Raw genomic sequence first — 15,386 nt, forward strand, 5'->3', positions numbered from 1 at the left:
CGGTCGCGCGGCGCAACACCTGTGAATTCGCGGATGGGGGACAGCGCGAACGGAATGCACAGATGGCGGTGCAGTTCAACCCCGAGCCGACAGCCTTGTCTGGCCCCGGCAGGGGAGGGTAAATTTCCTCACACCCGCCCGATCTTTTGCTTACCCCAAAAGTTCGAGCGAGTCGTACCTCCGTCAGAGTTGCCGGTGGAGCGCAGCCCAACAGGAAACCCGAATACCTGACAGGAAATGCCATATGCGACGCATAATTCGCCGACCCGAAAAACTCCCACCACGAATTTCTGTTGTGATCCCGGCGCGAAACGAGGCCCGAAACCTCGAAGTAATCCTTCCGGAGTTGCCGCCGGTGCACCAGGTCATCCTGGTCGACGGCAGTTCCGTCGACGACACCATCGCCACTGCCCAGCGGGTTATGCCCGGTATCGAGGTGATTCGCCAGACACGAACCGGAAAAGGCAACGCTCTCGCCTGCGGTTTTGCTGCCGTTACGGGCGATATCGTCGTGATGTTCGATGCGGATGGGTCAGCGGACCCAGCTGAGATCCCCGCGTTTGTGGCCGCCCTGGTGGCCGGCGCCGATGTGGCCAAGGGCAGCCGGTTCTGCGAAGGCGGCGGCAGCGAGGACATCACCGCGTTCCGGCGCCTCGGCAACTACGGCCTCAACACGTTGACGAACGTGCTGCTCGGCACCCGCTATACCGACCTGTGCTACGGCTATAACGCCTTCTGGTCGTACGTGCTGCCCCGGCTCGAGTTGCCGGACACCGCGCTGCCGAAGCACGCAGACGGACGTATGCACTGGGGTGACGGTTTCGAAATCGAGACCGTGCTCAACTGCCGGTTCGCTACGGGAGGGATGCGGATCGTCGAGGTGCCGAGCGTCGAGCGACTGCGCATCCATGGGGAGAGCAACCTGCGCGCCGTGCGCGACGGCCTCAGGGTGTTGAAGACGATCTGGGCCGAGCGCCAGCGCGGACGGCGCGTGCTTCCCGTGGCCGCCACGAGCGCATCGTGGCGAGAGTCCGTCATCACTCTCGACATCCCGGCGCGGCCCGCGGTAACGTCGCTGCCCCACGAGGAGTCGGCGTAATGCCCGCTTTGCCCACGGTGAGCGTGATCATCTGCGCCTACACGCTCCGTCGCTGGGACGACATGATCGCCTCTATCGCCTCGGCCGTCCGCCAGCCGGAGGCCACAGAGGTAATTGTCGTGATCGATCACTCGCCGGAGCTACTGGAATTGACCCAACGGGCCTGGACCGGCCTGACCGTTGTGCCGAACGCGCACCGGCAGGGACTGTCCGGCGCCAGAAACACCGGGTTGGCACTGGCCACGGGTGACATCGTTGCCTTCCTCGACGATGACGCGGTCGCAGCAGACGATTGGCTACGGAGGTTGTTGGATCCGTTCGCGGACGCGTCGGTGGTCGCCGTCGGCGGCAAGGCGGCCCCTGCCTGGCCGGCCGTACGTGCGCCGCGTGCGATTCCGGCGGAGTTGTGGTGGATCGTGGGGTGCAGCTATCGCGGGCTCCCGGAGACGCGGTCCGACGTGCGCAATGTGATGGGCTGCACGATGGCGCTGCGTCGAGCCCCGCTGGTGGCGGTGGGCGGCTTCAACCCCGACACGGGCAGAATCGGCCGTCACCCGCTCGGCGACGAGGAGACGGAGGTGTGCATCCGCCTGCGCGCCGTCGACCGCACGCGACGGATCGTCTACGAGCCCTCGAGCGTGGTCAATCACCGGGTCACCCCCGACCGGGTAACGGTCCAGTACCTGCGATCGCGCTCGTTCTTCGAGGGCGTATCGAAGGCTGCTTTGAGTAAGAGTGTGGGGTCAGGCGACGCCCTGTCCAGTGAGCGGAGCTACACGTTGCGCGTGCTTCCGCGCGCGGTCGGACGTGAACTCGGAGCTGGTAACTTCGCTGGCGCGTTCGCGATCGTGTTATCGCTCGGCGCCGCCGGAGTGGGCTATATCTACGGCTCCGTGCATCGGTACAAGGCGCCGGCAGCGCTTCGCGCGGTGCCCACCGAGGTGGTCTCGTGATGCCCCCGCCCGCCGGTGCGGTGACACGTGCCCAGGAACGCAGCGCCAGCCGCAGGGCACAACCGACGGAGCCCTTCATGATCTCGCCCGCTATGCCCCGCTCTGGCGCACCGGAGTGGCCGAGTGCCCGCTGGGTGGGGGCTGTGGACGCGTCGGATCTGGTCGGTGCGACTCGAGTGCGCCTCCGGGACTCTGATGGGTACGCCCACGCGCGCTTCCTCGTGCGGTCGGGCGTGGTGGTTCACGGCTTTGTGGATGTGCCCGTGGCATCAGGGTGGGTGGATGTCACGGAGCTCACCTCCGCGATCGCCCGGCTTTCTGCGCCCCCGGCAACAACCCGTCCGGCTCTCGACGCGCCGCTGCCGAGCATCACGGTACTCGTGTGCACCCGGGACCGCGCGGACCAGCTCCGAACCTCGCTGGCTGCGATACTGCGGCTGGACTATCCACGGTTCAACGTGGTCGTCGTCGACAATGCGTCCAGGACTTCCGCTACCCGCGATCTTCTCGAAGCGGAGTTTTCGGACCCTCGAATCGAACTCGTCGAAGAACCGGTCGCGGGTCTGTCCCGCGCGCGCAACACCGGGTTGCTACTGGCAACGGGGGACATCGTCGCGTTCACCGACGACGACGTCGTCGTGGACCCTCATTGGCTGCGGCAACTCGCCGGCGCCTACGCTGCTGAGCCCGGCATCGACTGTGTCTCCGGCCTCGTGCCGAGTGGGGAACTCCGTACCCGCGTGCAGGGATACTTCGACGATCGCGTCACGTGGTCGAAGTCGATACAACCCCGCATCTACTCGATTCATGCTCCGCCAGCCGACCTGCCGATGTTTCCGTTCTGTGTGGGCCAGTACGGCACGGGAGCCAATTTCTCGCTGCGGCGGTCGGCGGCGCTGGAACTGGGGGGATTCGACACGGCATTCGGCGTCGGCACACGCACCGGCGGAGGCGAAGACCTCGACATGTTCACACGGGTCCTGCTGAGCGGCCGCTCCCTCGCGGTTGCTCCGTCGGCGATCGTGTGGCACCGCCATCGTGATGACATCACGGAGCTGAAAAAGCAGGCGAAGGGCTACGGCACCGGACTGGGATCCTGGCTGACCAAGCTGATCCTGAGCCCGCGAACATTGCCCATCGTGTTGGTCCGGGCTCCACGCGCGCTCGTGCGGCTCGTGTCGATCGCGTGGCGAAAACCAGCGGTTTCGGTAGTCGAGTCCGCAGGTCCAGCAGACGAGTTCGATCGCGCCATAGCCCGCGTTGGTTGGGTCGAGCTGGCATCGGTGGCCCGTGGACCGTGGCTGTTTCTCCGTCAGCGTCTCGCTGGCGAGCGGACGATGTGATGCGCGGTGGCGCATGACCGAGACAAAGATCCGGATGACGCTACGTGACCGGCTGATGCGTGGCGAGGCCGTGGTCGGAATCGTCGGACCGCTGAAGGTGCCCGAACGCGCCGCCGTCGTGCGGGCGCTCCACACGCTCGCACTGTGTGGTCCCCAAACGCGCATCGGCCTGGGGTTCGATCTGGACGGCAAGAGTTGGCGGTACGACCCTGCGGTGCTCGCCCAGTGGTGTGAAGACATTGTGATCACGCTTCCGGCGGTTACCGCGGAGTCCGTGGTTACCGTAGCCAACCGGCAGGCGTGGCTGTTGGACGCGGAGCACCCGCTGCGCTTCGCGCTCGCGGGGGACTACGTCATCCAGGTGAACGATCACGCGCTCGGGGACGGCGTTCTCTTCGTCGACCGATTGTCCTCGGTGATCCGGATGGCGGGTGGCACGACGGAGCTCCCGTCGTGGGCCACCACGATACCCGGCAAGTTTCCCTTGCGATCAGCCGTAGTCTCCACCTTCGTGCGTCGGCGGGGAGCCGTGCGCGCCCTCGTTGCCGATCGCCGTAAGCAACACGGTCGATCGGATGAGGCCGCGAGCCGGGAGACCCTGTTGTGGCGACCCGACGTCGCGGTTCTGGACGCGACCATCCCCGCAGCGCAGATGGCCAGTATCAAAAAGTGGAGTCGGGAGATCGACCCGGCGCTGTCTATCTCGTCGGCTCTAATCGTGTTACTGCGGCGGAGCCTGCAAGAAGCTGGCGTTCCGCTCCAGCATGACACCACGGTCATTTACAACCTCCGTCGGTATCTCCCGAACACCGAGTGGGTCGTGGACGGCAACTTCATCGCCGGGCTTCCCGTGCGGGTGAAGAGCCCGGACGACGTGCGTTCCGTTGGTGCCGGGATGCTCGGCCAGATTGAGTCCGCCCGCCCGCTCGCGGCGCTCGTCATCGGTGTGGTGCGGGCCGCAATCTTCGGCGTGCCCCTGACGCTATGGCGGGAGGTGACGGCTCACCCGCGCATGGAACTCGTCTTCAACAATCTGGGCAGGGCCAGCCCGCTCGAGATCCTGCCCTGGAGTGCTCCCCCCGGGGGGCGGACCTGTGTGATTGTGACGCGGCCGGGCGGCCCGGAGGAAGCAGTCGCGCTGGTGGCGCTCATCGAGGGTGAGCTGCACGTCACGGTCACCTTCCACGGGAACGTGTTCGATGCCGACAGGGTGAGCAATGCCCTCCGTCTGCTCGCTGCGGACCCCCTGGGGGAGCGGGTCGCCCCGGAGTCCCACGCCGACCCGTCGTCGCCCTAGCGTTCGGCTGTCACCGACGCAGCGGGGTTGCCTGCCGTGTGGGGGCGGTCACTCCGCAAGCGCGGGTTGACCGGGGCACTCCGTCAGTACCCGGTACATCGCGTCGCGCTCGGCCGCGGTCACCCACAGCTGGTAGGCGGCCTTCACCGAGATCTGGCGAGCGACGTACTCGCATCGGAACGACGAATCGCTCGGCAGCCAGGTCGCGGTGTCGCCATCACCCTTCTGCGAGTTCGACTCCCCATCGACGGCAAGCAGATTGAGCGGATCGTTCGCGAAGGCCACCCGGGTTTGCTCACTGAATTGTTGCGCGCCGGTCTGCCACGCGTTGGACAGAGCGACCACATGGTCAATCTGGACGAGAGACGAGGTCGCCTCCCCGCGCACGAAGCTGATCGATTCTCCGGTGTACGGATCGTCGACCACGCCGCGGAGAACACGGCAGTCGTCCCCAAAGACGATCTGGGTGAGGTCACGGGTCAGGATGTCGTTGCGGGTGTCGCAACCATTTCCGTCAACGTCAATCCAGGCCGCCCCGAACTTCGCTTCGCGGTCATAGCCCGTGCGGGGCGCCTTGCCCTTGACCTTGATGGTGTCGAGCAGCTCGACGGCCGATCCTGGCTCGCCCACCACGATGGGGTCGGATCCGGCGTCGGGGTTCGGAGCATCGATCGGCGCCGTGATCTCGTCGGAACTGATCTCGTTGGAGCTGGTCTCGCCGGAGCTCGCGTAAATACCGAACGCGATGAGAGCGAGCAGGCCGAGCAGTGTCACCAGACGCGTGCGCCCTGAGCCCGCGCGCGAACTGCGGCCGCGACGAATTGCGGGGGCTGGGCGTCGTGCCACGGGTGTCTCCTCAAACGGACGGCCGTGGGAACGCGGTTACGGACTCGTGCGGTAGTGCGTATGTTCAGTCGAAGCCGCGGACAGCGGACGCGGTGTTGATCTCCCAGCGTCCCACCGGGCCGTGGGACAGAACTGTTTCAATCTCGCCGCGTTCGGCGAAGATGATCTCGCCCTCTTTGCCGTAGGCGTTGTCGAGGTGCTGGGTGATCGTCTGTAGACGGTACACCAGCGCCGCATAGGTCGCGACGTCGTCGAACTCCAAGCTGAATTTGACCATGATCTCGTTCCTCCCTCCCCGGTCGACAACCACTTCGCCCGGGCGGCCGATGTGGCCGACCCTGGCGTTTCGATTGGTCTATTCTCCGTGTGACGTGTTGCCCGGTGGTTTCCATTGCGTAAAATTACCGAGCTCTGGGCCACCCGCCGGGGCGAGCGGGGCGTGAAAACAGGAGCAGCCCCGTCATCACGGGGATGAACGGGGCTACTTGTCGGTGCCGAATGTGGGACTCGAACCCACACGTCCTCTCGAACAAAGCATTTTGAGTGCTCCGCGTCTACCATTCCGCCAATTCGGCTCGCCACAACCTAAGAAACAATACCGTATGGTTGTCACGTGAGTGAGCAAGAGAACCCCCCTGCAGCACCCCGTCGCGTAGTCGTCGCCGAGGACGAATCGCTGATCCGACTTGACATCGTCGAGACCCTTCGAGATAACGGATTCGAAGTCGTCGGCGAAGCCGGTGATGGTGAGACGGCCGTCGCGCTGGCGACTGAGTTGCGCCCCGACCTGGTGATCATGGACGTCAAGATGCCCCAGCTCGACGGAATCTCCGCGGCCGAGCGCCTGACCAAGAACCACATCGCCCCCGTTGTGCTCCTCACTGCCTTCAGCCAGAAAGAGCTGGTTGAGCGTGCGAGCGAAGCCGGGGCCCTCGCCTACGTCGTGAAGCCGTTCACCCCCAACGACCTTCTGCCGGCCATTGAGATTGCGCTGAGCCGCTACGCGCAGATCATCACCCTCGAGGCCGAGGTTGCCGATCTGGTCGAACGTTTCGAAACCCGCAAGCTGGTAGACCGCGCGAAGGGCCTCCTGAACGAGAAGATGGGGCTGACCGAGCCCGAGGCCTTCCGTTGGATTCAGAAGGCGTCGATGGACCGCCGCCTCACCATGCACGATGTTGCCCAGGCGATCATCGAGCAGCTGTCGGCGAAGAAGTAGCACGTCGTCCCCAGCTTCCAAGACCTGATACTCCAAAAACTCCCCGACGCAGCTTCGCGTCGGGGAGTTTTTGTGTCCGCGGTCGGGCGGGACGAGCGGCTACGGCTGGGCGGTGCGTTCGCGCGGATCCTCGGTGAGGATGTTGGTCATGCGGACGGTCGAGAGACGCCGCCCCGCGGCATCCCGAACCACAATTTCATGGGTCGCCAGCGTGCGGCCAAGGGTCAGCGCCGTACACGTTGCCGTGACGATGCCCGACGACACGGATTTGCTGTGGGACGCGTTGATCTCGATTCCCATGGCGACTCGGCCGGGTCCCGCGTGGATCGCAGACGACACCGACCCGAGGGTCTCCCCGAGCACGACGTGAGCGCCGCCGTGCAGGATGCCAATCACCTGGGTGTTGCCCGCGACGGGCATGGTGGCGACCGAGCGTTCCGCTGACAGTTCGATGAACTGGATTCCCATCGTCTTCGCGAGGGCTCCGCCGCCGCTGGTGATCAGACGTTCGACGAGCTCGGGGTCGAGATCTTCGGGGAAAATAGTCATTCGGTTCCTTGGCTGCGCTCGGGCGCAGTGGTCGCCGTTAGGCTTGCTGCGTGTCGGACATCGAAAAGCCTACCCTCATGGTCATTGACGGCCATTCGCTCGCCTTCCGGGCCTTTTATGCCCTTCCGGTAGACAGTTTTATGAACCGAGACGGGCAGCACACCAACGCAATTCACGGCTTCATCGCTATGCTCATCAACCTGCTCGCGAAAGAGAAGCCGACCCATCTTGCGGTCGCCTTCGACATCTCCCGTTATTCTTTCCGCACTCGTGAATACCCCGAGTACAAGGGCACCCGTGGCGAGACGCCGCCCGAGTTCATCGGCCAGATTCCGCTGCTCGAAGAGGCACTCGCCGCGATGAACATCACGACGGTGACCAAGGAGGACTACGAAGCTGACGACATCCTCGCGACTCTGGCGCACGAGGGTTCGCAGCAGGGCTTCAACGTCTTTGTTGTCTCCGGCGACCGCGACGCGATCCAGATGATCAACGACAACGTCACCCTGCTGTACCCCAATGCGCGCGGCGTGTCCGAGCTGAAGCGCTACGACCGCGACACGGTTTTCGAGCGCTACGGCATCGAACCGCACCAGTACCCCGACATTGCGGCGCTGGTGGGCGAGAGCAGCGACAACCTCATCGGTATTGACAAGGTGGGCGAAAAGACCGCGGTCAAGTGGATCACCCAGTACGGCAGCCTGTCGGCCGTGCTCGAGCATGCAGGCGAGATTAAGGGCGTTGTGGGGGAGAAGCTGCGGGAGCAAAGCGATCGCGCAATTCGCAACCGCAAGCTCAACCACCTCCTGACGAATGTTGAGTTGCCGTGTGGTCCCGCCGACCTCGAACGCAGGCCCATCAACGTTCCGGCCGTGCGCGAGGTTTTCGACAAACTGCAGTTCCGTACTCTTCTCGACCGGGTGCTGAAAATAGCCGCGGCCGAGGGCGCGGAAGATCTCGATGGGTCGGTGCTTGATAAATCGGTGGATGTCGCTGAGCTCGAGCCAGAGCCGGGCACGAGTGTTCCCGTGGTGCGCACGATGGTCGATGAAGAACTCGGGCGTTGGCTCGAGACGGCGTCGGCGAAGGGCACGGTGCCGCTCGGACTCCGCGTCGAGACGACGGGTGCGCTGGTGACCGGACTCGGCATCGCCAGCGCGACGGACTCGGCCTTCGTTCCGTGGGCCGCCGGCCGACCCGACTACACGGCCCTGCAGGCCTGGCTCGCCAGCGACTCGCCCAAGCTTCTCCACCACTCCAAGCGTGATCTCAAGATCCTGAAGAGCGTGGGGCTCGAGCTGAACGGCATCGCCTTCGACACATCGCTTGCTTCGTGGCTACTCAAGCCCTCCGGTAAGGCAGACGACCTGGCCGGACAGGTCTACACGCACCTGGCCGAGACTCTTCCGCAAGCCGATCCGAACCAACTGGTGCCCGACGTTGAGGCGCTGAGCCCGGCGACCGAGGCGTGGTACGTGCTGCGGCTCGCCGAGTACCTCACCGAGAAGCTCGATACCGGTTCCCTCCGTGTACTCGAGGAGATCGAGCTGCCGCTGGTGCCCGTTCTGGCCGAGATGGAGACGACGGGCATCGCCGTCAACGGTGAGGCACTCGCGGCACTGAACGTGAGCCTCACCGAGACCGCAGCCGACCTCGCGACCCGGGCCTACGCGGAGATCGGTCACGAGGTGAACCTTGGTTCACCCAAGCAGCTGCAGCAGGTTCTGTTCGAAGAGCTCAACATGCCGAAGACCCGCGCAAACAAGACCGGGTTCTCTACCGATGCCGCGTCGCTCGCGGACCTGCAGGACTCCCATCCGCATCCGTTCCTCGGGCTCCTGTTGCAGCACCGTGACGCGACGAAACTCAAGCAGATCATCGAAACCCTTGAGCGAGGCATCGGAGCAGACGGTCGCATTCACACCACCTACGATCAAACGGGTACGAGCACCGGGCGCATCTCTTCGAACGACCCGAACCTGCAGAACATTCCCGTGAAGACAGCGATCGGGCGGGAGATCCGTGCGGCGCTGGAACGCGGACCGGAATACACGACGCTGCTCACAGCGGACTATTCGCAGATCGAGATGCGCATCATGGCGCACCTGTCCGGCGACGAAGGGTTGATCACCGCGTTCAACGAGGGCGAAGACCTCCACCGATTCGTGGGTGCGCGCATTTTCGGGGTGGCGACAGAAGACGTTACCGCCACGATGCGCACGAAGGTCAAAGCGATGTCGTACGGGCTTGCATATGGTCTGAGCGCGTTCGGGCTCAGCAAGCAACTGCGCATTGGAACCGCTGAGGCGAAACAGCTGATGGCCGACTACTTCGCACGATTCGGCGCCGTGCGCGAGTACCTTCGCAACGTTGTCGAGCAGGCTCGCACAGACGGCTACACCGAGACCATCTACGGCCGACGGCGACCGTTCGGCGATCTGACCTCCAGCAACCGCGTTTTGCGCGAAAACGCGGAGCGGGCGGCGCTCAACGCACCCATCCAGGGTTCGGCAGCCGACATCCTCAAGGTCGCCATGATCAACATCGCCGGAGACCTCGCTCGGGAGCACCTCGCCTCCCGCATGCTGATGCAGGTCCACGACGAGTTGGTTTTCGAGGTCGCCGCGGGCGAGGAGGAGGCGCTCACCCGCATCGTTCGCGATCGGATGGGCAGCGCCGCAGACCTGCGGGTGCCGCTAAGCGTGCAGGTGGGCGTCGGCGCCAACTGGGACCAGGCCGCCCATTAGGTTCGCGGCGACAGAGTTCAGCTCGAGTCCGAATGAATCGACGCGCGTAACGGGAGTGAGGAAACGATGACAGAACTGAGTTTTGAACGGCTGCACGAACTGCTTTCGGCGGATTCGGTGTTCCTGGAGGCCAGCGCCACCGGGCGCGAGGACGCGGTGCGCCAGGCAGGGGATGCACTCGTCCGGGCCGGTGCGGTTGATCCCGATTACGTCGACGCGATGCTCGAGCGCGAGGGCAGTGTGTCGACCTATGTCGGCGAGGGCATCGCGATGCCGCACGGCACACTCAACGCGAAGCACCAGGTGAAGTCTGACGCCCTCGTCCTGTTGCGCTTTCGCGACGGTATCGACTGGGGCGGCGAGCGGGTCACCGTTGTGCTGGGAGTAGCCGCGCACGGACGTCACTACATCGCACTGATCAGCCAGATCGCCTCGGTGCTTCTCGATCCGGGCCGGGCCGATGCCCTGCGGGCGGCGGAATCGGTAGACGAGGTTTACGCCCTGTTCGGATAGGCCCGGGGCCACACCGAGTACGGCTCAGATCTAAGTCAGCCCCTGATTTACGTCAGCCCCCGAACTACGTCAGCTTCTGATCTAAGTCAGCCCCTAGGCTTCGGGGTATGACTGTCCCCGCACCCGGCTCCGAACCTCGCCAGACAACCGCGATCGACGCCATCGCCGAGCAATGGGTGAGCACCCTCGTCGACCTCGATCCGGATGTGGCGATCTGGATCGGGCTGCCGGGTCGGCTGGACGAGTTCGGGGACCTGTCGCCGGCCGGCCACGCCCGCCACAGCGACGAGGCGAAGAAGGTGATTGCGCAGCTGGATGCGACCGAGGCGACCGACGATGTCGACTGGGTCACGAAGACCGACCTGCGCAGCACCCTTTCCCTCGAACTCGAATCTGCAGCCGCGGGGCTCTGGAAGCGCGACCTCAATGTCATCGCGTCCCCCGCGCAGGGGATCAGGGACACCTTCGACCTGATGCCGCACGCGACGGCAGACGACTGGTCCACTATCGCCCGCCGCCTGGCTAATCTCCCTGGTGCCGTCGACGGCTACATCGAGACCCTCCGTCTGGGCATTAGCGACGGCTCGGTCCCGGCCCGGCGCCAAGTGCGCGAGGTGGCTGACCAGGTCAGCAAGCACGCCGCGGCGAACGGGTTCTTCTTCGAATTCACCGAGGGCGCGGCTGCCACCGACGGCCCCCTGCCGGATTCGCTGCGCACGGACCTCCGGAGCGGCGCAGAAGCTTCCGCTGAGGCATACGGAAAGCTCGCGGCGTTTCTCCAGCAAGAACTCGAACCCGCCGCGACCGAGACCGACGGCGTCGGGCGCGAGTTGTACGCGCTCCAGTCGCGACAGTTTCTCGGCGCCACTATCGACCTTGACGAGACCTATGAGTGGGGCGTCGAAGAACTCGCGCGCATGGTCGAGGAACAGACCCGCGTCGCGTCGGAAATCAGCCCCGGTGCGTCCGTCGAGGAGGCCATTGCGATTCTCGATGCTGACCCGAGCCGCCGGCTTGTCGGCACGGAGGCGCTCCGCGAGTGGATGCAGCAAACCAGCGATCGGGCCGTGGCGGAGCTGTCGGTGTCGTCGTTCGACATTCCGGAGCCGGTTCGCCGCATCGAGTGCATGATCGCTCCCACTCGCGAGGGCGGCATCTACTACACGAGCCCCAGCGACGATTTCTCCCGGCCCGGGCGCATGTGGTGGTCGGTGCCCGAGGGCGTGACCGAGTTCAACACCTGGCGCGAGAAGACCACGGTCTTTCACGAGGGTGTGCCTGGGCACCACCTCCAGCTCGGCCAGGCGGTGTACAACCGCGCGAAGCTGAACACCTGGCGGCGCCAGTTGGCGGGCACATCCGGCCACGCGGAAGGCTGGGCCCTGTATGCCGAGCGATTGATGGAGGAACTCGGCTACCTCGACGATCCGGGTGATCGCCTCGGGATGCTGGACGGGCAGCGGATGCGCGCGGCGCGCGTGGTGCTCGACATCGGCGTGCACCTCGGCAAGCCCCGCCCGGACGGAGGCGGACCGTGGACCGCCGACTACGCGCTCGAGTTCATGGGAAAGAATGTCAATATGGACGACGCGTTTGTGCGGTTTGAGGTGAACCGCTACCTCGGGTGGCCCGGCCAGGCTCCGTCCTACAAAGTGGGCCAGCGCATCTGGGAGCAGATCCGTGATGCCGCTCAGGCCAGCCAGGGTGTCGCGTTCGACATCAAGGAGTTCCACCGCCGCGCTCTCGACCTGGGCGGTGTCGGCCTCGACACCCTGAAGGCCGCGATGGTGAGCCCGAGCGTGAGCCCACGCCCATGATCCGTGAACTGAGTTTCAATCTGTTCGAAATGAACACGGTGGGCCACATCTCCCACGGCATGTGGCGCTCTCCACAGAGCACCCGGCACCGCTATACCGACCTCGAGTTTTGGCAGGAGCGTGCCGCGCTGGCGGAGGCGGGGCTGTTTGACACGATCTTCCTCGCGGATGTGATCGGCGCCTACGACGGGTACCGTGGCGGTCCGGAGACGGCGCTCCGCGAGGCGGTCCAGATCCCCAACAACGATCCGCTTCTGGTTATCCCTGCCATGGCCGCAGTGACCAAACATCTCGGGTTCGTTGCGACTTTCTCCACTACCTACGAACCGCCGTTCACATTCGCCCGGCGGGCCAGCACCCTCGATCACCTCACCAAGGGACGCTTCGGGTGGAACGTGGTGACGTCGTACCTACCGAACGCAGCCCGCAACTTCGGCCTGGACGATGAACTCGACCACGCCCAGCGCTACGCCCGGGCACACGAGTATCTCGATGTGCTGTACAAGCTGTGGGAGGGATCCTGGGACGATGACGCGGTGGTGCGGGATGCCGCGGCCGGCGTCTACACCGATCCGGGCAAGGTTCGCAGGATCGACCACAGTGGCGAATACTTTCGGGTTGCTGGCCCACACCTTTCCGAGCCGTCCCTCCAGCGCACCCCGGTGATCTTTCAGGCTGGCAGCTCCGCCACGGGACGCGCCGTCGCGGCCAAGCACGCTGAGGTGGTGTTTGTCGGTGGCTCGTCGATTGAAGATTTCGCGGCGAGCATCGCCGACATCCACCGCGGTGCGGAAGCGGCGGGTCGTGGTCCTGGAGCGGTGCGAACGCTGGGCAGTGCCGTCCTCATCCCAGGCAAGACACGGGCCCACGCGGAGGCCAAGGCGGCGCAGTACCAGCGCCTGTCCAGTGCGGAAGGATATCTGGCGCACGCCGGTGGGGGTAGTGGCATCGACCTCGCCGCTTACCCACCCGAGACGCTGATTTCCGAGATCATCGCCTCCGGTCTCGTCGGTCACGATGCTGCGACCGCCGCACGGTACACCCCCGGCACGACGGTTGCCGATGCGCTGAGAGAGACAACCCGATTTGATCGTGGCCCGTTCTTCGCCCTGGGCACCGGAGAAGAGATCGCCGACGCGATCGAGGGTTGGGTGCGCGAGACGGGCATTGACGGGTTCAACCTCCGGCAGTTCGTGACACCGGGAACCCTCGAGGACTTCGTGGAATATGTTGTGCCCGAGTTGCAGAAACGCGGGTTGTACCGCACCGAGTACGCCCACAGCACGCTGCGGGAAAACCTCTTTGGAGCGGGACACCCGCGCCTGCCGGAGGGTCACCACGGCGCGCGATATCGCGGCGGACAGAACCTCTGAGTTCCCGCGTGTAATGGTTGCCCGCGATTCCGCCTACCGGCTAAGATCGAACGTCGCGCTTTGTGACATCCACATCCGTATGCCACGGACACATCACCACCGAATCCTCGCCCGTGGCCTGAGCTATGTCCATACTGGAGCACTAACTACATGACAAACGTAACGACCGCCAAGGCACCCAAGCAGGTCGCGATCAATGACATCGGATCTGCTGAAGACTTTCTCGCCGCGGTCGAAAAGACTCTGAAGTTCTTCAACGACGGAGACCTCATCGAGGGAATCGTTGTAAAGATCGACCGCGACGAGGTTCTGCTCGACGTCGGTTACAAGACCGAGGGTGTAATCCCCTCCCGCGAACTTTCCATCAAGCATGACGTTGACCCGAGCGAAGTTGTTCAGGTCGGCGACAGCGTCGAGGCCCTTGTTCTCCAGAAGGAAGACAAAGAAGGCCGTCTCATCCTCTCCAAGAAGCGCGCTCAGTACGAGCGTGCATGGGGCGACGTAGAGAAGATCAAGGAAGCCGATGGTGTTGTCACCGGTTCCGTGATCGAGGTCGTCAAGGGTGGACTTATCGTCGACATCGGACTCCGTGGATTCCTCCCGGCATCGCTCATCGAGCTTCGTCGCGTCCGTGACCTCACGCCGTACCTCGGCCAGGAGATCGAAGCGAAAATCCTCGAGCTTGACAAGAACCGCAACAACGTCGTGCTGTCGCGTCGCGCCCTGCTTGAGCAGACGCAGAGCGAGAGCCGCACCACGTTCCTGAACAACCTGCACAAGGGTCAGGTCCGCAAGGGCGTTGTGTCCTCGATCGTCAACTTCGGTGCGTTCGTCGACCTTGGCGGCGTTGACGGACTCGTTCACGTGTCTGAGCTGTCCTGGAAGCACATCGAGCACGCCAGCGAGGTTGTCGAGGTTGGCCAGGAGGTCACCGTCGAGATCCTCGAGGTCGACCTCGAGCGCGAGCGCGTCTCCCTGTCGCTCAAGGCAACGCAGGAAGACCCGTGGCAGGTATTCGCCCGCACCCACGCAATCGGTCAGGTTGCTCCGGGTAAGGTCACCAAGCTCGTTCCCTTCGGCGCGTTCGTTCGCGTTGCCGAGGGCATCGAGGGACTTGTGCACATCTCCGAGCTGTCGGGCAAGCACGTTGAGCTCGCCGAGCAGGTTGTTTCGGTTGGCGACGAGGTGTTCGTCAAGGTCATCGACATCGACCTCGAGCGTCGCCGCATCTCGCTCAGCCTCAAGCAGGCTAACGAGGGTGTTGACCCCGAGGGCACCGAGTTCGACCCGGCGCTCTACGGAATGCTCACCGAGTACGACGACCAGGGCAACTACAAGTACCCCGAGGGATTCGACTCCGAGACCAACGAGTGGCGCGAGGGCTTCGAGTCCCAGCGCGAGAAGTGGGAGCAGGACTACGCTGCAGCCCAGGCTCGTTGGGAAGCGCACAAGAAGCAGGTCGCGACCGCTGCCGCCGAGGAAGAGAACCCCACTTCTCCTGCAGCTGCCGGTTCGTCCTTCTCCAGCGACTCGACCGGCGCCGGCACTCTTGCCGACGACGAGTCGCTCGCAGCGCTGCGCGAGAAGCTGTCCAGCAACTCCTAAGCATGCGACTCGTACTGAGTCGGTG

13 protein-coding genes and 1 tRNA gene are annotated in these 15,386 nt (G+C 64.6%); 10 read left to right on the forward strand and 4 right to left on the reverse strand.

The window, feature by feature from the left end:
* Positions 1–244 precede the first annotated feature (244 nt).
* The 4 genes from B0I08_RS02665 to B0I08_RS02680 all read left to right on the forward strand — a co-directional run bounded on the left by B0I08_RS02665 (position 245) and on the right by B0I08_RS02680 (position 4,692).
* The gene (locus B0I08_RS02665) at positions 245–1,099 is read left to right on the forward strand and encodes a glycosyltransferase family 2 protein (RefSeq protein WP_106209521.1); all 855 of its coding nucleotides are present in this window, start codon (positions 245–247) and stop codon (positions 1,097–1,099) included.
* Positions 1,099–2,052 (forward strand): glycosyltransferase family 2 protein, encoded by a 954-nt coding sequence (locus tag B0I08_RS02670; protein ID WP_106209523.1) that lies wholly within the window; start codon positions 1,099–1,101, stop codon positions 2,050–2,052. The genes B0I08_RS02665 and B0I08_RS02670 overlap by 1 nt, the downstream gene beginning before the upstream one ends.
* A 77-nt stretch (positions 2,053–2,129) precedes the next feature.
* Complete coding sequence (locus B0I08_RS02675) at positions 2,130–3,395, forward strand: glycosyltransferase family 2 protein (RefSeq protein ID WP_219905595.1); 1,266 nt, start codon at positions 2,130–2,132, stop codon at positions 3,393–3,395.
* A 13-nt stretch (positions 3,396–3,408) separates the two neighbouring features.
* Positions 3,409–4,692, forward strand: a complete 1,284-nt coding sequence (locus tag B0I08_RS02680; protein WP_106209524.1) for a hypothetical protein — start codon at positions 3,409–3,411, stop codon at positions 4,690–4,692.
* A gap of 48 nt (positions 4,693–4,740) precedes the next feature.
* Here the strand turns inward: B0I08_RS02680 and B0I08_RS02685 are convergent, their stop codons facing one another.
* From B0I08_RS02685 to B0I08_RS02695, 3 genes are all read right to left on the reverse strand, one after another.
* Entirely contained in the window at positions 4,741–5,538 is a 798-nt protein-coding gene (locus tag B0I08_RS02685) for an HNH endonuclease family protein (protein ID WP_245884461.1), read from the reverse strand.
* Positions 5,539–5,602: 64 nt separating this feature from the next.
* Positions 5,603–5,815 (reverse strand): hypothetical protein, encoded by a 213-nt coding sequence (locus B0I08_RS02690; protein WP_106209526.1) that lies wholly within the window; start codon positions 5,813–5,815, stop codon positions 5,603–5,605.
* Between the two features lie 215 nt (positions 5,816–6,030).
* Positions 6,031–6,113: transfer RNA gene (locus B0I08_RS02695), tRNA-Leu, on the reverse strand.
* Between the two features lie 38 nt (positions 6,114–6,151).
* On the opposite strand from B0I08_RS02695, the gene B0I08_RS02700 reads away from it, so the two are divergent.
* Positions 6,152–6,757 (forward strand): ANTAR domain-containing response regulator, encoded by a 606-nt coding sequence (locus B0I08_RS02700; RefSeq protein WP_106209528.1) that lies wholly within the window; start codon positions 6,152–6,154, stop codon positions 6,755–6,757.
* Between the two features lie 99 nt (positions 6,758–6,856).
* Here B0I08_RS02700 and B0I08_RS02705 read toward each other — a convergent pair whose 3' ends face one another.
* Positions 6,857–7,306: a hotdog fold thioesterase gene (locus B0I08_RS02705; protein WP_106209530.1), complete on the reverse strand. Its 450-nt coding sequence runs from the start codon at positions 7,304–7,306 to the stop codon at positions 6,857–6,859.
* A 50-nt stretch (positions 7,307–7,356) separates the two neighbouring features.
* Here B0I08_RS02705 and polA point away from each other — a divergent pair, with 50 nt between their 5' ends.
* The 5 genes from polA (at position 7,357) to rpsA (ending at position 15,361) form a co-directional block, all read left to right on the forward strand.
* Positions 7,357–10,053: a DNA polymerase I gene (polA, locus tag B0I08_RS02710; RefSeq protein ID WP_106209532.1), complete on the forward strand. Its 2,697-nt coding sequence runs from the start codon at positions 7,357–7,359 to the stop codon at positions 10,051–10,053.
* Positions 10,054–10,119: 66 nt separating this feature from the next.
* Positions 10,120–10,566 (forward strand): PTS mannitol transporter subunit IIA, encoded by a 447-nt coding sequence (locus tag B0I08_RS02715; RefSeq protein ID WP_181243142.1) that lies wholly within the window; start codon positions 10,120–10,122, stop codon positions 10,564–10,566.
* 107 nt (positions 10,567–10,673) lie between these two features.
* Positions 10,674–12,383, forward strand: a complete 1,710-nt coding sequence (locus tag B0I08_RS02720) for a DUF885 domain-containing protein (protein ID WP_106209534.1) — start codon at positions 10,674–10,676, stop codon at positions 12,381–12,383.
* Entirely contained in the window at positions 12,380–13,756 is a 1,377-nt protein-coding gene (locus B0I08_RS02725) for an LLM class flavin-dependent oxidoreductase (protein ID WP_106209536.1), read from the forward strand. The genes B0I08_RS02720 and B0I08_RS02725 overlap by 4 nt, the downstream gene beginning before the upstream one ends.
* A gap of 150 nt (positions 13,757–13,906) precedes the next feature.
* Entirely contained in the window at positions 13,907–15,361 is a 1,455-nt protein-coding gene (gene rpsA / locus B0I08_RS02730) for a 30S ribosomal protein S1 (protein ID WP_106209538.1), read from the forward strand.
* Positions 15,362–15,386 lie beyond the last annotated feature (25 nt).

It is taken from the genome of Glaciihabitans tibetensis, assembly GCF_003003265.1.
Taxonomy (GTDB): Bacteria; Actinomycetota; Actinomycetes; order Actinomycetales; family Microbacteriaceae; genus Glaciihabitans; species Glaciihabitans tibetensis.

Bases quoted from the DNA above. Each gene is read 5' to 3' on its own strand.
- B0I08_RS02665 (WP_106209521.1), top strand. From the start codon at position 245: ATGCGACGCATAATTCGCCGACCCGAAAAACTCCCACCACGAATTTCT.
- B0I08_RS02720 (WP_106209534.1), top strand. From the start codon at position 10,674: ATGACTGTCCCCGCACCCGGCTCCGAACCTCGCCAGACAACCGCGATC.
- rpsA (WP_106209538.1), top strand. From the start codon at position 13,907: ATGACAAACGTAACGACCGCCAAGGCACCCAAGCAGGTCGCGATCAAT.
- B0I08_RS02670 (WP_106209523.1), top strand. From the start codon at position 1,099: ATGCCCGCTTTGCCCACGGTGAGCGTGATCATCTGCGCCTACACGCTC.
- B0I08_RS02705 (WP_106209530.1), bottom strand. From the start codon at position 7,306: ATGACTATTTTCCCCGAAGATCTCGACCCCGAGCTCGTCGAACGTCTG.
- B0I08_RS02680 (WP_106209524.1), top strand. From the start codon at position 3,409: ATGACCGAGACAAAGATCCGGATGACGCTACGTGACCGGCTGATGCGT.
- B0I08_RS02725 (WP_106209536.1), top strand. From the start codon at position 12,380: ATGATCCGTGAACTGAGTTTCAATCTGTTCGAAATGAACACGGTGGGC.
- B0I08_RS02715 (WP_181243142.1), top strand. From the start codon at position 10,120: ATGACAGAACTGAGTTTTGAACGGCTGCACGAACTGCTTTCGGCGGAT.
- B0I08_RS02675 (WP_219905595.1), top strand. From the start codon at position 2,130: ATGATCTCGCCCGCTATGCCCCGCTCTGGCGCACCGGAGTGGCCGAGT.
- B0I08_RS02690 (WP_106209526.1), bottom strand. From the start codon at position 5,815: ATGGTCAAATTCAGCTTGGAGTTCGACGACGTCGCGACCTATGCGGCG.